Source organism: Streptomyces sp. WMMB 322, from assembly GCF_900090145.1.
In the GTDB taxonomy this organism is placed as follows: Bacteria; Actinomycetota; Actinomycetes; order Streptomycetales; family Streptomycetaceae; genus Streptomyces.
The window spans coordinates 83,658-103,996 of the sequence record NZ_FMHI01000003.1; the positions used below are offsets into that span (position 1 = coordinate 83,658).

Below are 20,339 nucleotides of genomic sequence, written 5' to 3' on the forward strand. Positions count from 1 at the left end.
GCCCGCGGCCGGGCGCGGGCAGGGCCTGATGCGCGTTACGCGCTCTTCTCGTGCCGTTCCTGTTCGTTGCTGCGCGAGCGGGGCACGAGCGTCGGGTTCACGTTGGAGTGAACGACCTCTTCGGTGATCACGACGCGCTCGACATCCTTACGGGACGGCACCTCGTACATCACCGACATCAGGACCTCCTCCATGATGGCGCGCAGTCCGCGCGCCCCGGTGCCGCGCAGGATCGCCTGGTCGGCGATGGCCTCGAGCGCGGGACGGTCGAAGTCCAGTTCCACACCATCGAGTTCGAAGAGACGCTGGTACTGCTTGACGAGGGCGTTGCGCGGCTCCATGAGGATCTGCAGCAGCGCCTCACGGTCGAGGTTGTGCACGCTCGTCATCACCGGCAGCCGGCCGATGAACTCGGGGATCATCCCGAACTTCACCAAGTCCTCGGGCATGACGTCCTCGAACTGGTTGCTGTCCTCGATCTCCCGCTTGGAGCGGATGGTGGCGCCGAAGCCGATGCCCTTCGCACCCGCGCGGGCCTCGATGATCTTCTCCAGCCCGGCGAAGGCGCCACCCACGATGAACAGCACGTTCGTCGTGTCGATCTGGATGAACTCCTGGTGCGGGTGCTTCCGTCCGCCCTGCGGCGGCACCGAGGCCGTCGTGCCCTCCAGGATCTTCAGCAGCGCCTGCTGGACGCCCTCACCGGACACGTCACGCGTGATCGAGGGATTCTCACTCTTGCGGGCGACCTTGTCGATCTCGTCGATGTAGATGATCCCGGTCTCGGCCTTCTTGACGTCGTAGTCCGCCGCCTGGATCAGTTTCAGAAGGATGTTCTCGACGTCCTCGCCGACGTAGCCCGCCTCCGTCAGAGCCGTGGCGTCCGCGATGGCGAAGGGGACGTTCAGCATGCGGGCGAGGGTCTGCGCAAGCAGCGTCTTGCCGGAACCGGTGGGGCCGAGCAGCAGGATGTTGGACTTGGCGAGCTCGATGCCGTCCTCACGGCCCTGGGGGCCGCCGTTCTCACCGGCCTGCACACGCTTGTAGTGGTTGTAGACCGCGACGGAGAGCGCCTTCTTGGCAGCCTCCTGGCCGACCACGTACCCCTCGAGGAACTCCGAGATCTCGCGGGGCTTGGGCAGTTCGTCCCAGCGCACCTCGGAGGACTCGGCGAGCTCCTCCTCGATGATCTCGTTGCACAGGTCGATGCACTCGTCGCAGATGTACACGCCTGGCCCTGCGATCAGCTTCTTCACCTGCTTCTGGCTCTTCCCGCAGAACGAGCACTTGAGCAGATCGCCGCCATCACCGATGCGTGCCACGAGGTGCTTCCCCTTCGCCTGGGACCGGTCCATCAGCCGTCGGACCGAGGTACGTGCGTGTACGACGGTACCCTGCCGGGCCGTCGAATTGGGCCCCCCTTGGGACGACTCGATAGAGGCGCCCCAAGAGGGATACGTGACATGCGCCGGAGTCAGACTCCCATGCCGACGGACGACTTGCGGGTGGAGACGATCTGGTCGATCAGCCCGTACTCGAGCGACTCCTCAGCCGTGAGGATCTTGTCGCGCTCGATGTCGTCGCGGATCTGCTCGATCTCCTTGGTGGAGTGCTTCGCCAGCATCTCCTCCAACTGGACACGCATGCGCTGGATCTCGTTCGCGGCGATCTCCAGGTCGGAGACCTGACCGCGGCCCGTCTCGCTGTAGGGCTGGTGGATCAGGATGCGTGCGTTGGGAAGCGCCATCCGCTTGCCGGGGGTGCCGGCCGCGAGCAGCACGGCGGCGGCGGAGGCCGCCTGCCCCATGCAGACCGTCTGGATGTCCGGCTTCACGAACTGCATGGTGTCGTAGATGGCCGTGAGCGCCGTGAAGGAGCCGCCGGGCGAGTTGATGTAGAGCGAGATGTCCCTGTCCGGGTCCATCGACTCAAGGCACAGCAGCTGCGCCATGATGTCGTTGGCCGAGGCGTCGTCGATCTGGACGCCGAGGAAGATCACGCGCTCCTCGAAGAGCTTCGCGTACGGGTCGTACTCGCGCACGCCCTGCGAGGTGCGCTCGACGAACCGCGGCACGATGTAGCGGGAGTCGGGCTGCGGGCCCGTGTAGCGGCCCTCGGAGGCGTTCGCGCTCTCCATGCCGGGGCGTCCGCCGGGGGCGGGGAGTCCGGAAAGATTGGTCATCGGAGCCTTCTCCTGGTGATGGGCTGACTGCGGTCGCTGCGCTGCTGCTGAGCCTGCTGTCCTGCGGCGCGGCTCACGCGCCCGTACCGCCGCCTCCCGGAACCTGCGACGCCCTGCCGTACACCTCGTCGATCAGGCCGTATTCCTTGGCCTCCTCGGCGGAGAACCAGCGGTCGCGGTCGGCGTCACGGGTCCACTGCTCGATCGTCTGACCGGTGTGCTGGGCGGAGAGCTCCGCCATCTTCTTCTTCGTACGCAGCAGTTGCTCGGCGTGGATCTTGATGTCCGAGGCGGAGCCCGCCAGGCCGGCGGAGGGCTGGTGGATCAGGATGTCCGCGTTCGGCAGCGCGAAGCGCTTGCCGGGGGTGCCGGCGCTCAGCAGGAACTGGCCCATCGAAGCGGCGAGGCCCATGGCGATGGTGACCACGTCGTTCTTGATGTACTGCATGGTGTCGTAGATCGCCATGCCCGCCTGGATCGAGCCACCGGGGCTGTTGATGTAAAGGAAGATGTCCTTGTCCGGGTCGGCCGCCAGGAGCAGCAACTGAGCGGTGATCTGGTTGGCGATCTCGTCGTCGACGGGCTGGCCGAGGAAGATGATCCGCTCGTTGAGCAGCCGGTTGTAGACCTGGTCGCCGAGGCCACCACCAAGGTGCTCAGCGGCGGCGGAAGGCATCGGAAGCGTCACGTGTCCACCTGCTCGTGTCCGGACGGTAGCCGAAGGCGTGCCGTCTCTGGGGTCTTCATGCACTTGGGACCCTAACGCGCGGCACCGACGGAGCCATCCCGCATCGGGAGCTGTTCGCTGTCAGCGCAGGTCCCATGGGCCCTCCGTGCAGCCCCGGGGCCCGCGCACCGGAGAGGTGCGCGGGCCCGGCCGTGATCTTCCGGTGCGGGCTGCGGGGAGGGCGTGGAGAGGGAGGTCAGCCCTCTGACTTCTTCTCCTGCCCCTCGTCGGAGCTCTTGTCCGAGGCGTCCTCGGAGGCCGTCGCGGCCGCCTGCCCGGACTCGTCGCCGGTTCCGGCGCCCGCCTCGGCCGTGGTGGCCTCGACCGTCTCGGCGGTCTCGTCCTCCTCGTCGTCGAGGTCGACCGTCTCGCCGTTGGTGTCCTTGACGGTGGCCTTCTCGACGACGGAGGCGAGCGCCTTGCCGCGGGCGACCTCGCCGACGAGCATCGGCACCTGGCCGCCCTCGACGACGGCCTGCGCGAACTGGTCGGGGCTCATGCCGGAGGACTGGGCGCGGCGCATGAGGTGCTCGGTCAGCTCTTCCTGGCTGACGTTGAGCTTCTCCTTGTTCACCAGCTCGTCGAGCACGAACTGGGTGCGGATGCCCTTCTCCGCCTGCTCCTTGAGCTCCGCGTCGAAGTCCTCCTCGGACTTGTCCTGCATCTGCAGGTACGTCGCGAGATCGAGGCCCATCTGACCGAGCTGGTTGTTGACGAGGTTGTCCTTGCGGGTGCTGACCTCGTCCGCCAGCAGCTTGTCCGGGACGGGGACCTCGACGAGGCCGAGGAGGGCGTCAAGCACCTTCTCCTGCGCCTCCGTGGCCTGCTCGTACTTCTTCTGCTGGCCGAGGCGCTTGCGGCTGTCCTCGCGCAGCTCGTCGAGGGTGTCGAACTCGCTGGCGAGCTGCGCGAAGTCGTCGTCCAGCGCGGGGAGTTCACGCGAGGAGACCGTCTGCACCCGGACCGAGACCTCGGCCTCCTTGCCGGCGGCGGAACCGCCCTTGAGCTCGGAGGTGAAGGTGGCCTCGCCGCCGGCCTCGAGACCGGTGACGGCGGCGTCGATGCCGTCGAGGAGCTCGCCGGAGCCGATGGTGTAGTCGACGCCTTCCGCGACGCCGTCCTCGAGGACCTCGCCGTCGACCTTCGCCTGAAGGTCGACCTTGACCACGTCGCCCTCGGCGGCGGCCCGCTCGACGACCGTGGTGGAGGCGAAGCGCTCACGCAGCTGCTCGACGGCCTTGTCCACGTCCTCGTCTGAGACCTCGGCGGCCTCGACCTCGACCTCGATGCCCGAGTAGTCGGGGATCGCGATCTCGGGGCGGATGTCCACCTCGGCGGTGAAGGACAGCAGCTCGTTGTCCTTCAGGTCCGTGATGTCGACCTCGGGCTGGCCCAGCGGGTTCAGCTCGCCCTCCTCGACAGCCGACTGGTAGAGCTTCGGAAGCGCGTCGTTGACCGCTTCCTCCAGCACCGCGCCGCGTCCGAACCGCTGGTCGATCACCCGGGCAGGGATCTTGCCCTTGCGGAAACCGGGGACGGTGACCTGCTGGTTGATCTTCTTGTACGCCGCGTCGAGGCTGTCCTTGAGCTCCTCGAAGGGCACCTCGACTGTGAGCCGAACCCGGGTGGGGTTCAGGGTCTCCACGGCGCTCTTCACGGTCGGTCTCCTTGGGGGCTGACTGCTTGGGGAATTCGCGCTCTGCCGGGTGCCCCGCAAACCGCTCGGAATCCGGACACGACACAGGCACGCGCGCGTCTTGCATAGTACGTGGTCGGGGTGGCCGGATTCGAACCGACGACCTTCCGCTCCCAAAGCGGACGCGCTACCAAGCTGCGCCACACCCCGCTGGTGCGACACGTAGAGTACATGCCCTTCTACCGGGCCGCCCCGGCTCTTCCCCCTCCCCTCCGGGCGTTCTCCGCCGTCCGCACACCCCTTGTCCGCTGCGTTCCCGGCTCTCGCCGACAGGGATGTGAGCACACGCCCGCACCCTCGTGGGCGAGGGCGGTGACATCGCCCACGGCGGGAGAGCGGCGGCAGTGGGTGACACTGGGAAAAGCCGCGCGGCCAGCCCTCGGGCCGGGCCGACGGTCCCGCGGTGGGCAGCCCGGCATTCCCGGGAGCGGGACGGCGGCCCAGGGAGCGGGACGGCGACGGGACGCCCCGGACGCCTCCCCTCGCGTCGGACGCCTCCCCTCGCGCCGCCGCCCGCAGTTCTCACCGTCGACGCGACACAGGCCCGCGGAACACCTCGGCTGCCGCCCGGGGACCCTCGGCACATGTGGCATTCTTCGCAACCATGAACAACCCGGACCTCAGGTCGCCTCCTTCGCGGCCGGAGCCGGAAGGCCACCACCACAGAGCAACCCCAGACCGGGACGGAACCTCCATGTTCGGATCGCACACATCGGGCGCCGGGAGACGGGCGGCAGCGGCGGCCGTCGCCGCCGCGTCCGCGCTCACCGTCCTGACGTCGGCCGGCCCCGCCTCGGCGAGCACGGCACAGGCCCGCGTGGGGGGCTCGCAGGTCGTGTGCACCTCGCCCCAGCCGGGTCTGGCCTCGCGGCTGGCGCAGGACATCGCGGGCGCGGTCCGCGACCGCCGGGACAGCCCGGCGCTCGCCGTGTACGACCGGCGCACGGGGAGCAGGTGTGAGTTCAGGGCCGACGCCCGCTACGACTCGGCCAGCATCGTCAAGGTCTCGGTGCTCGCGGCGCTGCTGCGCAAGGCCCAGGAGGAGCACCGTGAGCTGACACCCCGCGAAGTGCGCTCGACCACCGCGATGATCACCAGGTCGGACAACGCGGCGACGTCCACGCTGTGGCGCCGGATCGGCCGGGACCGCTTCGCGCAGTTCCTGTCGCTGGCCGGCATGCGGGACACCGCTCCCGGCCGGAAGGCCTCCTGGGGCCTCACCCAGGTCACCGCCCGGGACCAGGTCAAACTGCTGCGGCTGCTCACGGCGCCCAATCCGGTCCTCACGCCGGCGTCACGCGCGTACGCCCTCGGACTGATGAACCGGGTTGTGCCGAGCCAGCGTTGGGGCGTGCCGGCCGGAGCACCCGGTTCGGCCACGGTCCACGTCAAGAACGGCTGGCTGCCGCGCAGCACGGGTGCCTGGCGCGTGCACAGCGTCGGGGCGTTCACACACGGCGGCAACGACTACGGCATCGCCGTTCTCTCGCAGGGCAACAGGACGATGAGGTACGGCATCGCCACCATCCAGGACGTCGCGGAGGCGGTTCACCGGGACCTCGGCCGCCGCTGAGCGCCCCGTCGGGGCCGGGACGGCCCGGAGAGTGTGCGGGGCGGACGAGTTGAAAGGCCGGGGCGCAGGCCCACCGCCTCCCGTTCGCCGGGGACGCATACCGGCAGGTCGGCGGTGCCGGGGCCTGCTCGTGCGCCCCCCGGCGCCAGGTCACGATCGTGAGCCGGGTGAGGATGCACTACGATGCAGTGCGTACCGCTTCGACGGACGTACCGGCCGAGGCCGTGACCGCGTCGAACAGACGCCGGGAGCATGCGGCGGACGTACGGAGCGGGGTGCTTGCGGGCGTAGCTCAATGGTAGAGCCCTGGTCTTCCAAACCAGCTACGCGGGTTCGATTCCCGTCGCCCGCTCGGAACGCGAAGGGCCGGCCCTGTCGGGGCCGGCCCTTCGGCGTGCTGCGGGGCCCTCGCTCCGCGTGGAGACGGTCTCCGTCCCCGGGTACTCGGCGGGGCCCCGTGCCTGTGCTGTTGTGCCGCCGGCGCGCGAGGGGTGCGCGGCCGCGGAACGCGCGGGGGTGCGGCCGCGCTAGAAGCTGATCTGATTGACCATGTCCGCCAGGGAGTTCATGAACCGGTTGACCGAGGGCGCGATGTCGGTCGAGGCCAGGAAGAAGCCGAAGAGCACCGCCACGATGGCGGGCCCCGCCTTTATCGAGCCGCCCCTGATCATCACCACCAGGATCACTGCCAACAGCAGCACCACAGACAGTGAAATGGCCACAACTGATCACACCCTTGCGGTCGGAACGCGTCACCGGTCGAGGGGCCGTCGCCATCGCTCCCCCGCCGCGGACCATCGTGCCACCAAGTCGCCTGTGCGTGGAGTTGAGTGACGAATCGTCGGCCGTGGGACCCTCCCCGGTCGTTGCGGTTCTCCCCCGTGCGCACATGCTCTACACGCTCCGGACACACCCGTGACGCATCTCCCACGGCGTGCCGGACGCCAATACGTACGGAATTTCAGGACCCACCACACCGATCATTGCGCTGCGCAGCGATAATGCAACATGTGCAAGAGCGGGCGTTGCTCCACGGCGGCTCCCGTGACGAATTGCCGCCGTATCGCCGCGTGTTGTGGAGTCGATCACAACGGGTTCCGGATACGGCCCGCCCGGACGGGAAACAAGCCCCGTTGAGGCGACGGGGTGACCACGGGAACCTCGTCCGAATGTCCGGGCATGGCGGACATGTCCGCCCAGAGCGACGGCCTGAGCAGGCATCGGTGCAGGAAATCCCTCCCGATGACGTGTGCCGAAAACTGTTCCGGGTAGGCCTGTTGGATTCTCGTCGGGAATTTACTCCTCACAGGTTTGAGGACTAGGGTTCGGCAGATGTTGCACGCTGGTTATGAGCGGGCACCGCTCCCCCCGGTCCGCCAGGAGCCCCACTCCGCGACGCCCGACGCGTCGGCGGAGCCTCCGGCCAAGGTCAAGAAAAAGCCCGCAGACCAGCGGGACCCCTTTCTCGACAACGCGAAGTACCTGACGATCCTGCTCGTCGCGGTGGGCCACGTATGGGATCCGCTGCGCGACGACAGCCGCATGGCCGGCGCGCTCTACTTCGTGCTGTACGCCTTCCACATGCCGGCGTTCATCATCGTCTCCGGCTACCTCTCCCGCAGCTTCGAGGGCAAACCACGGCAGATCAAGCGGCTCGTCACCGGCGTGCTGGTGCCGTACCTGATCTTCCAGACGGTCTACACCTTCTTCATGCGGTGGGCGAGCGACAACCCCGACCGGGAGTTCCACTACCAGGAGCCCGGCTTCGCGCTGTGGTTCCTCGTGGCCCTCTTCCTGTGGCGGCTGACCACCCCGCTGTGGAAGAGCATGCGCTGGCCGATGCCCGTGGCCCTGGCCGTGGCCGTGGCCGCCGGTGTCACCCCCAGCATCAGCAACGACTTGAACCTGATGCGGGTCGCCACCTTCCTGCCGTACTTCGTACTCGGCCTCCAACTGCGGCCCGAGCACTTCCAGATCGTCACGCGGCGCAGGTTCCGGATGCTGGCGCTGCCGGTTTTCGCCGGTGCGCTGCTGGTCGCCTACTGGGCCGTGCCGCGGATGTCCAAGGGCTGGTTCCTGCACGACAAGGCCGCGCAGGACCTCGGTGCCCCGGCCTGGGTGGGCGGCGTGATGACCCTCGCCACCTTCGGCTGCGGACTCGTGCTGACCGCCGCGTTCCTCGCGCTGGTGCCGCGTCGCCACATGTGGTTCACGGCCCTCGGCGCCGGAACGCTCTACGCGTACCTGCTCCACGTCTACCCGATCAAGGTCTCGCGTGAGTTCGAGTGGTACGACATGGACTGGGTCGACCACCCCGTCAGCCGCGTCGTGATCACGTTGATGGCCGTGGTGATGATGACCCTGCTGTGCACATCGCCGGTGCGCCGCGTCTTCCGCTTCGCCATGGAGCCGAAGATGGAGTGGTTCTTCAGGCGCGACGCGGGCGAGCAGGCACGCGCACGTGAGAAGGCCTCCGCGCCCCCGCGGACGCCGGCCCGGACCGACTCCGCGCACGTCGGCGCTCCGGCTCCCGCTCACGCCGAACCCGGCGCGGCCGCTCCCGATGCCGCGGAGTACGCGCGGTCGGGTTCGTCGTACGAGACGGGCGGTTCCCGCCGCGGCGGGAAGCACACGAGGTAGGCCGGCCGGGCAGGCGGACCCGGACCGGCGGACAGGCGGCGGGGAGAGACAGCTGTTCGGAGAGGCGGGCCGGGTGCTTCAGCGCAACCGGCCCGCTTCCGCATGCAGCAGCACCCGCGAGCGGTGCGGCCGCACTGCTCACGGGTGCTGCCGCACGTGCGTCGCCGGCCGTCCCGGGGCTCAAGTGCCGGGATTCGGCCGCGGGATTCGGTCCGGGGGCAGTCCCGGGGGCAGTCCGGGGGTTCAGCTGCGGGTTTCAGCCCCGGCAGAGCAGGAGCAGGGCTCGGTCGTCGTTGACGTCCCGCGCCACCGTTTCGATCAGGTGCCAGGCGGCCCCGCGGAAGCCCGAGGCGACGTGCCGGTCGGCCTCGCCCGTCAGCCGGTCGAGGCCGTCCGCGAGATCGCGTTCCGAGGTCTCCACGAGGCCGTCCGTGAAGAGCATCAGCACGTCGCCCTGGAGCAGCGTCCCCTTCACCGGGTCGAACTGGGCGCCCTGGTAGACCCCGAGCAGCGGGCCGTCGCCCGACTTCTCCTCCCACTTGCCGGTTCCGGCGCCCCGCTGGAGGGCGGGGACGTGCCCGGCGGAGAACAGTTCGTAGTCGCCGCTGTCCAGATCGAGAACGAGATGGACGGAGGTGGCGAAGCCCTCTTCCCAGTCCTGCCGCAGCAGATAGCCGTTGGCGGCGGGCAGGAAGGCGTGCGGCGGCAGCGAGCCCAGCAGGCCGCCGAAGGCACCGGAGAGCAGCAGCGCGCGTGAGCCCGCGTCCATGCCCTTGCCGGACACGTCCGTCAGCACGACCTCCAGAGTGCGCTCCCCCGGGCCCGTGCGCGCGGCGACGACGAAGTCGCCCGAGAACGACTGCCCGCCGGCCGGACGCAGCGCCATCTCGCGGTGCCAGCCCCGCGGGAGCCTGGGCAGCTTGCTCTGTACGCGGATGCGCTCGCGGAGGTCGAAGAGCATGGTGCCGCCGCGGCGCCAGGGCACACCTACGCGGCTTCGGAACTGGGCGACGAGAAGCCCGGCGAGCCCGGCCGTGGCCACGACGAGGATGGTGCCCGGCGTGACGCGCCCCGCACCGTCCTGGTACGGACCGAGCAGCGCGGACTCGACGATGAGGGCCGCAGCCGCACACGCGTAGAGCGCCAGCAGGCTCGCCGGACGCAGCAGCAGGCCGCCCGCTATCAGCGGCAGTACGAGCGCCTCCGGGGCGGCCCACAGCGGCATGCGGACCGTGAGGAAGGCGAGGAGCGGAACGACGAGAAGAAGTGCGGCGAAGGCGAGCCAGTCCGAGACGCCGCCGCGGAAATAGTCCACGGCGCTGCGGCGCAGCCTCGTCCGGGCCCGGTGCAACGCTCTTCGCGTTTTGTGCAACCGGGCCTTGGGGGGTGTGAGGCTCGGACGAGGTACAGCCATGCAGATGGACCTTATCGAGCCTTTGACCAGTGCGTCGATTCCGTTCACGACGTGCAAGAACGCCGGAACGTGCGTATGCACGTGCACGGACGGCCGGGCGTGGGGATTCACGTTGGCCGCTTCTCAAAACCCCTGCTAGAGAGAGCGCATGAAGACAGAGTTGCGCACGCTGCGCCGTTCCGAATGGGACTCCTGGTTCGACGGAATTCTTCGCGCTTTCGGCGCGGCCGGAGGCCTCGACCGAGAGCTTTACCGGGAGTTGACGGAGACCGACCGGTCGCTCGGTGCGTGGGACGGGGACGAACTGGTCGGCTCCGCAAGCCTGTTCTCATTCCGGATGGCCGTTCCGGGGGGCGCGCTGGTGCCCTCGGCGGGTCTGGCCATGGTGCACGTGTCGCCGACTCACCGCCGTCGCGGAATCCTCCGCTCCATGATGCGGCGGCAGTTGGACGAGACCCGGGACGCCGGCGTGGAACCGCTCTCCCTGCTCACCGCTTCCGAACCGGGCATATATGGACGCTTCGGGTACGGAATGGCCACGCGCCGGCTCGATGCCGACATCGACACCGCTCGCGTCACCCTGAAGACCCCGCCGGGCTCGGACCGGCTGCGGATGCGTCTCGCCGACGACGCCGCATCCGTGAGCGACGCGTGCGAGAGCGTCTACGCGCGGCGGGTGCCCGAGCGCCCCGGCATGCTGGAGCGCGCCCCCGGGTGGGAGCGCATGCCGCTGACGGACCCGCCGGAGAAACGGAAAGGCGCCGGTGCTCTCGCCTGTGTGCTGGCGGAGGACGAGGCCGGGGAGGTGCGCGGCTATGCGCGCTACGCCCTCAGGCACGGATCGGACGGGACCGGCGTGGCACGGGGCACCGTTCTGCTGCGTGACATGGAGGCACTGGACACCGCGGCGTACGGAGCCGTCTGGCGCTACCTGTTCGACCTCGATCTGATGACGGACCTCCGCGTGCGGGACCGCCCCGTGGACGATGCGTGGCTGCACATGGTCGGGGACAGCGTTCGGCTGTGCAGGCCACGGTGGCGGGACTCGCTGTTCGCGCGACCGGTGGAGGTGGGGGCCGCACTGGCGGCCCGTACCTACACCGCGCCGGTCGATGTGGTCATCGACGTCGAGGACGCCTTCTGCCCGTGGAACGAGGGGCGCTGGCGGCTCTCCGGGGACGCCGGCGGCGCGAGGTGCGAACGCACCCGGGACGCGGCCGATCTCGCCCTGTCCGTACGGGAGTTGGGTGCGGCTTATCTGGGCGGCACGGCCCTGCGGGCGCTCGGTTCGGCAGGTCGCGTGCGGGAGTTGCGGCCGGGTGCGCTGGGCGCGGCCTCCGCCGCCTTCGCCACGGACCAGGCTCCGTGGCTCTCCCACGGGTTCTGACGCACGGTTCCGGCGCGGAAAGTACGGCACGGAAGTCCGGCGCAAGAGCCCGGCGCACCGGTCCCGCGCCGGGCGTGCTCCGTGAAGGCGGGACGGTCCGACGGGTCAGGCCGGGCAGGTCAGGCCGGCTGGCAGGCGGGGCACCAGAAGAGGTTCCGCGCCGCCAGTCCCGCCGTGCGCACCGGCTCACCGCACACGTGGCACGCCATGCCGGCCCGCCGGTAGACGTACACCTCGCCGCCGTGGTCGTCGACGCGCGGGGCGCGCCCCATCGCCTCCGGCGTGTGCTGGGGGCGCACGGTGTCGATGCGGTTGTTGCGCACACCCTCGTGCATCAACTCGACGAGGTCGGCCCAGATCCCGTCCCATTCGGTGCGGCTCAGCCCGCGTCCGGGGCGGTACGGGTCGATCCCGTGCCGGAAGAGCACTTCTGCCCGGTAGACATTGCCCACGCCCGCGACGACCTTCTGGTCCATCAGCAGCGCCGCGACGGTGGTGCGGCTGCGCGAGACGCGGGCCCAGGCCCGCTCGGGATCGGCGTCCGCGCGCAGGGGGTCGGGGCCCAGCCGCTCCTCGACGGCCCGCTGCTCGTCCTCCGTGATCAGCTCGCAGCGGGTCGGCCCGCGCAGATCCGCGTGGACGCCGCTCGCCTCTCCGCCGCCGTCCCCCTCGGCGACGAGCCTGAGCCGCACCTGTCCCACCGGCGCCGGGGCCGGTCCCGTGCCGAAGGTGAACTTGCCGTAGAGGCCAAGGTGTACGTGCACCCGGCCGGCACCGTCGAAGCCGAGGAAGAGGTGCTTGCCGTGGGCCTCGGCCCCCGTGAGGACCTGCCCGTCGACGAGGGCCGCCCCGGCGGAGAACTTCCCCTGCGGGCTGGCGGCCCGCACCTTGCGGCCCCCGAAGCCCTCCCGGAAATCCCGGGCGAGCCGGTGGATCGTGTGCCCCTCGGGCATGCGGTCAGGACTCCGGGTGGTGTGCGGGCACGGGCGGCAGCTTCCCCGTGTCCTCGTACGCGGAGAGCATCCCGATACGGCGCTCGTGCCGGTCGTCGTCCGAGAAGGGCGTGTTGAGGAAGGTCTCCACGAACCTCAGCGCCTCGTCGGTGGTGTGCATCCGCGCGCCGATGCTGACGACGTTCGCGTTGTTGTGCTCGCGCGCCAGCGACGCCGTCTCCTCGCTCCAGGCGAGCGCGCAGCGCACGCCCTTCACCTTGTTCGCGGCCATCTGCTCGCCGTTGCCGGAACCGCCGACGACGATGCCCAGGGCCTCGCTGTCCTCCGCGGTGCGCTCGGCCGCACGGAGGCAGAACGGGGGGTAGTCGTCGGCCGCGTCGTAGATGTGGGGGCCGCAGTCGACGGGGTCGTGCCCCGCGTTACGCAGCCATTCGACGAGACGGTTCTTGAGTTCGTAGCCGGCATGATCGGAGCCGAGGTACACGCGCATGGCGCCGAGTCTATGACGCCGCCCGGCACCGCCCGGCACCGGGCGTGACCTCGGACGACGCCGTCCGCGCCGGTACCGGGCGGAACTGTGGGCGGTGCTCCCGGGAACGCCCGGTACCGGCCGCGTGCGTCAGCCTCGGCGGCCGGCCAGCCTCCATGCCCCCGGCAGCGCGACCATGGCGAGCGCCGCCTTGAGCAGGTCGCCGATCAGGAAGGGCAGCAGACCGGCGGCGACCGCTTCGGACGCGGACATCCCCGTGGCGACGGCGAGGTAGGGCACGCCGACCGCGTACGTGAGAGCCATGCCGACGGCCATCGTGCCGGCCGTGCGCAGCGGACCGCGGTCGCCTCCGCGACGTGCCAGCGCTCCGACGACGGTGGCGGCCAGCAGCATTCCGAGCACGTAGCCGAAGGACGGCATCGCCGCACCGGACGACGCCTCCGCGAACCAGGGCATGCCCGCCGCCCCCGCCAGCGTGTACAGCGCCATGGCGAGGAAGCCGCGGCGCGCGCCCAGCCCCGCGCCGACGAGGAGCGCCGCGAAGGTCTGCCCGGTGACGGGGACCGGCGATCCCGGTACCGGCACGGCGAGTTGGGCGGCGACGCCGGTCAGGGCCGCGCCGCCGAGCACCAGGACCGCGTCGCGTACGTGGGCGCGGGGGCCGGTGACGGTTGCCGTCCCCCTCGTCAGCAGGTCGGCGAGGACAGCGCCGGGACGGGGGTCGGCGGCGGATGTGAGGGCGCTCATCGGGCGGCTCCGGGTCGTGTGTGTCGGTACGGGTCTGCTGCTCCGTCCGCGAAGGTGTCCGCGGATCTGTCCGCGACCCGCGGTGTGCGAACCGCTGGGTGTGCGAACCGTTCGACGCTAGCCGAAACCGGCACAGGGGGCAGTGACGGATCGGACAGAACCGGGCCTGGTCCGCTTGAGGGGTCCGGTCGGGAGCCGGTCGGGGGTCCGCTCCAGAACTCCTCGCCCGAGACGTCTTCGCGCGAGTGGTTCCCGGGTGGTCCTCGCGCAGCCGCTCGGCGCCGCCGCGGGGCGGTGGCGGCACCCCTGCGTGTGACGTCCGCAACACCCCCGGCGTGGCACGGCGTTGGCGTGGCCGTGCTGTTCACGGGGCGCTTGCAGCACGTCCGGGGCCCGCTGCGAGACTGGTTTGCCGTTACAACGACCACCCGAAGTCTTCTCAGGAACGGCCTTTCATGACGCGCACCGAGCTGTCCGACGCGCCACCTCCCGGCTCAGGGGATTCCAGAACCGAACGGGGGCAGTCCGCGCTGTCCCACGGCCTCAAGCAGCGCCATCTGTCCATGATCGCTCTGGGGGGAGTGATCGGGGCGGGGCTGTTCGTGGGCTCCGGCGCGGGCATCGCCGCGGCGGGCCCCTCGATCGTCCTCGCCTACGCGGCGTCCGGTCTGCTCGTGATGCTCGTGATGCGGATGCTCGGGGAGATGTCGGCGGCCAACCCGGCGTCCGGGTCCTTCTCCGTCCACGCGGAGCGGGCGCTCGGCCCGTGGGCCGGATTCACCGCGGGCTGGATCTACTGGGTGCTGCTGTGCGTCGCGATCGCGACGGAGGCCACCGCGGCCGCGGACATCGTCACCAAGTGGATGCCCGGAACCGAGCCGTGGATGTGGGTCGCCTTCTTCATGGCCCTCTTCTGCCTCACGAACCTCGTGGCCGTGCGGAACTTCGGTGAGACCGAGTTCTGGTTCGCGGCGCTGAAGGTCTTCGCCATCACGGCCTTCCTGCTGCTGGGCGCCCTCGCCGTCGTCGGCCTGCTGCCGGGCGTCGACGCCCCGGGCACGGCCAACCTCACCGGTGAGGGGGGCTTCCTGCCCGCCGGCACGAACGGTCTCGTCATCGGCCTGCTCGCCTCCGTCTTCGCCTACGGCGGACTGGAGACGGTGACCATCGCGGCCGCCGAGTCCGAGGACCCGGTCAGGGGCGTCGCGAAGGCGGTGCGCACCGCGATGTGGCGCATCGCCGTCTTCTACGTCGGCTCCATGCTGGTGATCGTCACGCTCATCCCGTGGGACGACAAGTCGGTGGTGGCGGGCCCGTACGCGGCCGTGCTGGACCACATCGGCATCCCCGGGGCAGGGCAGGTGATGAACACCGTGGTGCTGGTGGCACTGCTCTCGGCGATGAACGCCAACATCTACGGGGCCTCCCGGATGGCCTACTCCCTCATCGCCCGCGGACAGGGCCCGGCTTTCCTGGGGAGGGTCAGCGCGAGCGGCGTGCCGCGTCCGGCGGTCGTCGCCTCGTCCGTCTTCGGCTTCGTCGCGGTGCTGCTGAACTTCTGGTGGCCGGACACCGTCTTCCTGTGGCTGCTGAACATGGTCGGCGCCGCGACCCTCGTGGTGTGGGGCTTCATCGCCGTCTCCCAGCTGGTCAGCAGGCGCCGCCTGGAGCGCGAGGCGCCGGAGAAGCTCGTGGTGCGGATGTGGGGCTTCCCCGTGCTGACGGTCGTCGCCCTGCTCGGCATCCTCACGGTGCTGCTGCTGATGCTGCGCGAGGGGGACACCCGTACCCAGCTGGCCTTCACCGGATGCCTGACGGTCGTGCTGATCGCGACGGGACTGGCACGGCAGAAGGCACGGGAGAAGGCGCTGCCCCGGGTGCCGGACGGCGGCGGGCGCGCCGGCGACGCGGCCGGGCCCGGCGGTGCGCAGTCGGGTGACGGCCCGGTCTGACCCGCCCGGAGGCCGGAGCCACCGGCCCGCGAGCACTCCACGGAGCGGTCCCGCACTGCGGGGCCGCTCCGTTTTCCGTGCTGCTGTTTTCCGTGCTGCTGTTGCAGTTGCTGTTGCTGCTAGCGTCCTCTTGCAAGTAATGTGCAATAAGCGGAGGAGAGAACGCCATGGCCCTGTATTCACTGCCTGAGCTGCCCTACGACTACTCCGCGCTGGAGCCGGTCATCAGCGGCGAGATCATCGAACTGCACCACGACAAGCACCACGCCGGTTACGTGAAGGGCGCCAACGACGCCCTGGAGCAGCTGGCCGAGGCCCGCGAGCGCGACCAGTGGGGCCCGGTCAACGGCCTTGAGAAGAACCTCGCGTTCCATCTGTCCGGGCACATCCTGCACAGCATCTACTGGCAGAACATGACCGGCGACGGCGGCGGCGAGCCCCTGGAGAAGGACGGGACGGGCGAACTGGCCGACGCCATCGCCGAGTCCTTCGGCTCCTTCGAAAGGTTCAAGGCACACCTGACCAAGGCGGCGGCCACGACGCAGGGCAGCGGCTGGGGCGTTCTGGCGTACGAACCGGTGACCGGACGGCTCATCGTGGAACAGATCTACGACCACCAGGGCAACGTCGGCCAGGGCAGCGTGCCGATCCTGGTCTTCGACGCCTGGGAGCACGCCTTCTACCTCCAGTACAGGAACCAGAAGGTCGACTTCGTCGAGGCGATGTGGCGCGTCGTGAACTGGCAGGACGTCAGCCGGCGTTACAGCGCGGCGAAGGAGAAGGGGAACACCCTGCTCACGGCGCTGTGAGCAGCCCCCGCAAGGACCACCTGCCCTCGTGATCGTCTTCTCACCTTTCACCGGGCAGGCGGAGAAAAAGGGAGGGCCCCGTACGGATGTGGCGTACGGGGCCCTCCTGTTCGTGCGGCCCACGGCCCCGGACGGGGCCGGGGGCGAGGGACCGGGGGCCAGAGGACCGGGCGCCCGGGTGTCAGTCGTCGAAGACGGGCCCGACGTCGCGGGTGCGCTTGATCTCGTAGAAGCCGGGCGTGGAGGCCACCATCAGCGTGCCGTCCCACAGCTTCGCCGCCGCCTCGCCCCTGGGCGCGGGGGTCACGACCGGCCCGAAGAACGCTATGGGCGACCCGTCCGATCCGGGGACGGCGATGACGGGGGTGCCGACGTCCTGGCCGACCAGGTCGATGCCCTCCTTGTGCGACGCCCGCAGCGCCCCGTCGTACTCCGTGGAGTCGGCGGCGTCGACGAGGCCGGCAGACAGTCCCGCCTCGTCCAGCGCCTCGGCCAGCAGCTCACGGGACAGCTCCTGCCCCCGGTTGTGCAACCGGGTGCCGAGCGCCGTGTAGAGGGGGCCGAGCGCCTCGCTCCCGTGCTTCTGCTCCGCCGCGATGCACACGCGTACGGGCCCCCAGGCCGCGGCGAGCATCTCGCGGTACTGCTCGGGCAGCTCGTCCAGCTTGTCCTCGTTGAGGACGGCCAGGCTCATCACGTGCCAGCGGACCTCGACGGGCCGTACCTTCTCGACCTCCAGCATCCACCGGGAGGTCAGCCAGGCCCACGGGCACCTGGGGTCGAACCAGAAGTCGGCGACGGTCTTCTCTGTCATGGCACGTTCTCCTCGGCTCTCCTGAGCGTTGCGCTGTCCGGCCTCAGCGGCAACGCCCCGCCCCGCGCCGCAATTCCCGCGTGTGCCGCGCACGCGCCGCGTGACATGCTGAACGCCGTCGCCGGAGCCCCGATGCGGGAAGCAGCGCGCCGGGGCCGTCGCCCCGCGCGGACCGCGGCAGGGCGAGAAGCCGGGATTCGAGAAGACGAGAAGAGGAGCCACGCGTGCCCGGAGAGAACCTGACCCAGCACGAGGCGGAGCGACGGGCCGGGCTGCTGACCGTGGACAGCTACGACGTGGCTCTGGACCTGCGCTCGGCGACGGCTCCCCCGCCCGCGAAGGGGCCCCGTACCTTCCGTTCGACGACGACGATCCGGTTCCGGTGCTCGGAGCCGGGCGCATCCAGCTTCGCCGATCTCGTCGCACCCCAGGTGCACTCGGTGACCCTCAACGGCCGCTCCCTGCCCGTCGACACCGTCTTCGACGGCACGCGCGTCGCCCTCGACGGCCTGGAGGCGGAGAACGAACTCCTCGTCGACGCGGCCTGCGCCTACAGCCGCACCGGTGAGGGCCTGCACCACTTCCTCGACCCCGAGGACGGCGAGGTCTACCTCTACACGCAGTACGAACCGGCCGACGCCCGGCGGGTGTTCGCCAACTTCGAGCAGCCCGACCTCAAGTCCCGCTTCACCTTCACCGTCACCGCTCCCGCCCGGTGGACGGTGCTGAGCAACGGGCGGCAGCAGGGCGAGCCGGAGCCGCTGGACGAAGGGGCGGCCGCATGCTGGCACTTCACGCCGACCGAGCCCGTCTCGACGTACATCACCGCCGTGGTCGCAGGGCCCTACCACTACGTCACCGACACATACCGCCGTGCGGCCGGTGACTCCGGGGAGGAGCTGGAGATCCCGCTCGGGGCGCTGTGCCGGAAGGGGCTGGCCAAGCACTTCGACGCCGAGGACATCTTCACCGTCACCAAGCAGGGCCTGGACTTCTTCCACGACCACTTCGGCTTCCCGTACCCCTTCGGCAAGTATGACCAGGCCTTCGTCCCCGAGTACAACATCGGCGCGATGGAGAATCCCGGACTGGTCACCTTCCGCGAGGAGTTCGTCTTCCGCGGGAAGGTCACGGAGGCGTCGTACGAGCACAGGGCGAACGTCATCCTGCACGAGATGGCGCACATGTGGTTCGGCGACCTGGTCACCATGCGCTGGTGGGACGACCTGTGGCTGAAGGAGTCCTTCGCCGACTTCATGGGCGCGCTGGCGCTGGTGGAGGCGACCCGCTTCAAGGACGGCTGGATCACCTTCGCCAACCGCCGCAAGTCCTGGGCCTACCGCGCCGACCAGCTGCCCTCCACGCACCCCGTCACCGCGGACATCGGCGACCTGGAGGACGCCAAGCTCAACTTCGACGGGATCACCTACGCCAAGGGCGCGTCCGTCCTCAAGCAACTCGTCGCCTACGTGGGCCGGGAGACCTTCCTGGAGGGCGCGCGGCGCTACTTCCAGCGGCACGCGTGGGGCAACACCACGCTGGCGGACCTGCTGGCCGTCCTGGAGGAGACCTCGGGACGTGACATGGACGAGTGGTCGCGCGCCTGGCTGCAGACGGCCGGCGTCAACTCGCTGACCCCGCAGGTCACTTGCGACGCCGAGGGCCGGATCACCGAACTGGCCGTCGTCCAGGAGGCGCCGGAGACGCATTCCGTGCTGCGCCCGCACCGCGTCGCGGTGGGGCTCTACCGGCGCGAGGACTTCGACCGCCGGCTCGTCCGCTACGCGCGCGCCGAGACGGACGTCAGGGGTGCGCGCACGGTCGTCGCGGAACTGGCGGGGGCGGAGCGGCCCGACCTGGTACTCGTCAACGACGACGACCTCACGTACTGCAAGACCCGCCTCGACGAGGCCTCGCTGGCCACGCTGCGGGACCACCTCGGCGAGCTCGCACCTCCCGGTCCGGCAGGCGGGCGGGGCACGGTCCCCGAGGCGGACGGCGCGCACAACCCCACGCTGTCGAGGGCGCTTTGCTGGTCCGCGGTGTGGAATCTGACGCGCGACGGCCTGATGCCCGCCCGGGACTTCGTCTCGCTGGTGCTCTCCTTCGCCGGCGCCGAGACGGACGTCGGCGTGCTCCAGACGCTGCACGGCTGGAGCCGTGGGGCGGTCGTGCACTACGCGGCGCCGGAGTGGCGTGCGGAGGGCCGGCGCGCCCTGGCCGAGGGGGCGCTGAGCGGCCTGCGGCTGGCCGGGCCCGGCAGCGGGCACCAGCTTGCGTGGGCCCGCTTCTTCGCCGCGGTCGCCTCGGACGAGAGGGATCTGCGGCTGGTGCGGGGGCTGCTCGGGGTGCCCGGCCCGGACGGTTCGAAGCCAGGCGCCGGCGCCGCGCGGATCGACGGGCTCGTCGTCGACCAGGAGCTGCGGTGGACGTTCCTGGAAACGCTGGCCGCTCACGGCGAGGCCGGCGCGGATCTCCTCGACGCGGAACTCGCCCGCGACGACACCGCGTCCGGCAAGCGGCACCATGTGCGCTGTCTCGCGGCGCGCCCCTCGGCCGAGGTGAAGGCACAGGCGTGGAAGTCCGTCATGAAGTCCGACCGGCTCTCCAACGCCCTGGTCGAGGCGACCATCGCCGGCTTCGCGCAGCCCGGCCAGGAGGAGTTGACGGCCCCGTACGTGCGGCCGTACTTCGACAGCCTGGAGGAGGTCTGGCGTACGCGGTCGATCGAGATCGCGATGGCCGTCGTCCGCGGCCTCTTCCCGGATCTGCAGGGTGACCGGGCCACGCTGGACGCGGCCGATGCGTGGCTCGCCGGGCACGAGGACTCCGCTCCCGCGCTGCGCCGGCTCGTCCTGGAGGCACGCGACGACCTCGCCCGCGCCCTGCGGGCCCAGCGCTGCGACGCGGCCGCCGCGAAGGCCTGAGGGCCCGGCAATCCCCGTGGCGCGGGCG

At 70.4% G+C, this 20,339-nt stretch carries 16 protein-coding genes and 2 tRNA genes; 7 read left to right on the forward strand and 11 right to left on the reverse strand.

The genetic code is table 11. The features are described from left to right. Nucleotides 1-35: 35 nt before the first annotated feature. The 5 genes from clpX to H180DRAFT_RS06310 all read right to left on the reverse strand — a co-directional run bounded on the left by clpX (nucleotide 36) and on the right by H180DRAFT_RS06310 (nucleotide 4,755). Complete coding sequence (clpX, locus tag H180DRAFT_RS06290; protein ID WP_055485252.1) at nucleotides 36-1,322, reverse strand: ATP-dependent Clp protease ATP-binding subunit ClpX; 1,287 nt, start codon at nucleotides 1,320-1,322, stop codon at nucleotides 36-38. Between the two features lie 152 nt (nucleotides 1,323-1,474). After that, nucleotides 1,475-2,137: an ATP-dependent Clp protease proteolytic subunit gene (locus H180DRAFT_RS06295; RefSeq protein WP_055485253.1), complete on the reverse strand. Its 663-nt coding sequence runs from the start codon at nucleotides 2,135-2,137 to the stop codon at nucleotides 1,475-1,477. 118 nt (nucleotides 2,138-2,255) lie between these two features. Then, nucleotides 2,256-2,858 carry an ATP-dependent Clp protease proteolytic subunit gene (locus tag H180DRAFT_RS06300; protein WP_107097596.1) on the reverse strand — a complete coding sequence of 201 codons (603 nt, stop codon included), beginning with the start codon at nucleotides 2,856-2,858 and terminating at the stop codon, nucleotides 2,256-2,258. 247 nt (nucleotides 2,859-3,105) lie between these two features. After that, complete coding sequence (gene tig, locus H180DRAFT_RS06305) at nucleotides 3,106-4,566, reverse strand: trigger factor (RefSeq protein WP_055485005.1); 1,461 nt, start codon at nucleotides 4,564-4,566, stop codon at nucleotides 3,106-3,108. Between the two features lie 112 nt (nucleotides 4,567-4,678). Beyond that, nucleotides 4,679-4,755 (reverse strand) — tRNA-Pro (locus H180DRAFT_RS06310). A gap of 544 nt (nucleotides 4,756-5,299) precedes the next feature. Here H180DRAFT_RS06310 and H180DRAFT_RS06315 point away from each other — a divergent pair. Next, on the forward strand, nucleotides 5,300-6,178 hold the full coding sequence (locus H180DRAFT_RS06315) for a serine hydrolase (protein ID WP_055485006.1): 879 nt from the start codon (nucleotides 5,300-5,302) through the stop codon (nucleotides 6,176-6,178). A 281-nt stretch (nucleotides 6,179-6,459) separates the two neighbouring features. Then, nucleotides 6,460-6,530 (forward strand) — tRNA-Gly (locus tag H180DRAFT_RS06320). A gap of 175 nt (nucleotides 6,531-6,705) precedes the next feature. Here H180DRAFT_RS06320 and H180DRAFT_RS06325 read toward each other — a convergent pair. After that, nucleotides 6,706-6,900: a hypothetical protein gene (locus tag H180DRAFT_RS06325; protein WP_055485007.1), complete on the reverse strand. Its 195-nt coding sequence runs from the start codon at nucleotides 6,898-6,900 to the stop codon at nucleotides 6,706-6,708. Between the two features lie 610 nt (nucleotides 6,901-7,510). Between H180DRAFT_RS06325 and H180DRAFT_RS06330 the strand changes: the two genes are divergently transcribed. Then, nucleotides 7,511-8,818 (forward strand): acyltransferase family protein, encoded by a 1,308-nt coding sequence (locus H180DRAFT_RS06330; RefSeq protein WP_079099893.1) that lies wholly within the window; start codon nucleotides 7,511-7,513, stop codon nucleotides 8,816-8,818. Between the two features lie 256 nt (nucleotides 8,819-9,074). Here H180DRAFT_RS06330 and H180DRAFT_RS06335 read toward each other — a convergent pair whose 3' ends face one another. Further along, nucleotides 9,075-10,232 carry a PP2C family protein-serine/threonine phosphatase gene (locus tag H180DRAFT_RS06335; protein ID WP_055485254.1) on the reverse strand — a complete coding sequence of 386 codons (1,158 nt, stop codon included), beginning with the start codon at nucleotides 10,230-10,232 and terminating at the stop codon, nucleotides 9,075-9,077. Between the two features lie 148 nt (nucleotides 10,233-10,380). On the opposite strand from H180DRAFT_RS06335, the gene H180DRAFT_RS06340 reads away from it, so the two are divergent. Beyond that, nucleotides 10,381-11,619 (forward strand): GNAT family N-acetyltransferase, encoded by a 1,239-nt coding sequence (locus H180DRAFT_RS06340; RefSeq protein ID WP_055485008.1) that lies wholly within the window; start codon nucleotides 10,381-10,383, stop codon nucleotides 11,617-11,619. 119 nt (nucleotides 11,620-11,738) lie between these two features. On the opposite strand, the gene H180DRAFT_RS06345 is transcribed toward H180DRAFT_RS06340, so the two are convergent. From H180DRAFT_RS06345 to H180DRAFT_RS06355, 3 genes are all read right to left on the reverse strand, one after another. After that, nucleotides 11,739-12,572, reverse strand: a complete 834-nt coding sequence (locus H180DRAFT_RS06345) for an Fpg/Nei family DNA glycosylase (protein ID WP_055485009.1) — start codon at nucleotides 12,570-12,572, stop codon at nucleotides 11,739-11,741. A 4-nt stretch (nucleotides 12,573-12,576) separates the two neighbouring features. After that, nucleotides 12,577-13,062: a ribose-5-phosphate isomerase gene (locus H180DRAFT_RS06350; protein ID WP_055485010.1), complete on the reverse strand. Its 486-nt coding sequence runs from the start codon at nucleotides 13,060-13,062 to the stop codon at nucleotides 12,577-12,579. Nucleotides 13,063-13,191: 129 nt separating this feature from the next. Then, the gene (locus H180DRAFT_RS06355) at nucleotides 13,192-13,809 is read right to left on the reverse strand and encodes a biotin transporter BioY (RefSeq protein WP_055485011.1); all 618 of its coding nucleotides are present in this window, start codon (nucleotides 13,807-13,809) and stop codon (nucleotides 13,192-13,194) included. Nucleotides 13,810-14,264: 455 nt separating this feature from the next. On the opposite strand from H180DRAFT_RS06355, the gene H180DRAFT_RS06360 reads away from it, so the two are divergent. Both H180DRAFT_RS06360 and H180DRAFT_RS06365 read left to right on the forward strand, forming a co-directional pair. After that, the gene (locus H180DRAFT_RS06360; RefSeq protein ID WP_079099894.1) at nucleotides 14,265-15,761 is read left to right on the forward strand and encodes an amino acid permease; all 1,497 of its coding nucleotides are present in this window, start codon (nucleotides 14,265-14,267) and stop codon (nucleotides 15,759-15,761) included. A 167-nt stretch (nucleotides 15,762-15,928) separates the two neighbouring features. Further along, nucleotides 15,929-16,570, forward strand: a complete 642-nt coding sequence (locus H180DRAFT_RS06365; RefSeq protein WP_055485012.1) for a superoxide dismutase — start codon at nucleotides 15,929-15,931, stop codon at nucleotides 16,568-16,570. A 181-nt stretch (nucleotides 16,571-16,751) separates the two neighbouring features. Here H180DRAFT_RS06365 and H180DRAFT_RS06370 read toward each other — a convergent pair whose 3' ends face one another. Next, nucleotides 16,752-17,384 (reverse strand): mycothiol-dependent nitroreductase Rv2466c family protein, encoded by a 633-nt coding sequence (locus tag H180DRAFT_RS06370; protein WP_055485013.1) that lies wholly within the window; start codon nucleotides 17,382-17,384, stop codon nucleotides 16,752-16,754. 224 nt (nucleotides 17,385-17,608) lie between these two features. Between H180DRAFT_RS06370 and pepN the strand changes: the two genes are divergently transcribed. Next, a complete protein-coding gene (gene pepN, locus H180DRAFT_RS06375) occupies nucleotides 17,609-20,311 on the forward strand; it encodes an aminopeptidase N (RefSeq protein ID WP_055485014.1) in 2,703 nt (900 codons plus the stop codon). The last annotated feature ends 28 nt before the right edge of the window (nucleotides 20,312-20,339 follow it).

What these genes read in the sequence shown, in the direction of transcription:
- H180DRAFT_RS06295 (WP_055485253.1), bottom strand. Translation starts at nt 2,137, where the DNA reads ATGGAGAGCGCGAACGCCTCCGAGGGCCGCTACACGGGCCCGCAGCCC.
- H180DRAFT_RS06300 (WP_107097596.1), bottom strand. Translation starts at nt 2,858, where the DNA reads ATGCCTTCCGCCGCCGCTGAGCACCTTGGTGGTGGCCTCGGCGACCAG.
- H180DRAFT_RS06315 (WP_055485006.1), top strand. Translation starts at nt 5,300, where the DNA reads ATGTTCGGATCGCACACATCGGGCGCCGGGAGACGGGCGGCAGCGGCG.
- H180DRAFT_RS06330 (WP_079099893.1), top strand. Translation starts at nt 7,511, where the DNA reads ATGTTGCACGCTGGTTATGAGCGGGCACCGCTCCCCCCGGTCCGCCAG.
- H180DRAFT_RS06335 (WP_055485254.1), bottom strand. Translation starts at nt 10,232, where the DNA reads ATGGCTGTACCTCGTCCGAGCCTCACACCCCCCAAGGCCCGGTTGCAC.
- H180DRAFT_RS06340 (WP_055485008.1), top strand. Translation starts at nt 10,381, where the DNA reads ATGAAGACAGAGTTGCGCACGCTGCGCCGTTCCGAATGGGACTCCTGG.
- H180DRAFT_RS06345 (WP_055485009.1), bottom strand. Translation starts at nt 12,572, where the DNA reads ATGCCCGAGGGGCACACGATCCACCGGCTCGCCCGGGATTTCCGGGAG.
- H180DRAFT_RS06350 (WP_055485010.1), bottom strand. Translation starts at nt 13,062, where the DNA reads ATGCGCGTGTACCTCGGCTCCGATCATGCCGGCTACGAACTCAAGAAC.
- H180DRAFT_RS06355 (WP_055485011.1), bottom strand. Translation starts at nt 13,809, where the DNA reads ATGAGCGCCCTCACATCCGCCGCCGACCCCCGTCCCGGCGCTGTCCTC.
- H180DRAFT_RS06360 (WP_079099894.1), top strand. Translation starts at nt 14,265, where the DNA reads ATGACGCGCACCGAGCTGTCCGACGCGCCACCTCCCGGCTCAGGGGAT.
- H180DRAFT_RS06365 (WP_055485012.1), top strand. Translation starts at nt 15,929, where the DNA reads ATGGCCCTGTATTCACTGCCTGAGCTGCCCTACGACTACTCCGCGCTG.
- H180DRAFT_RS06370 (WP_055485013.1), bottom strand. Translation starts at nt 17,384, where the DNA reads ATGACAGAGAAGACCGTCGCCGACTTCTGGTTCGACCCCAGGTGCCCG.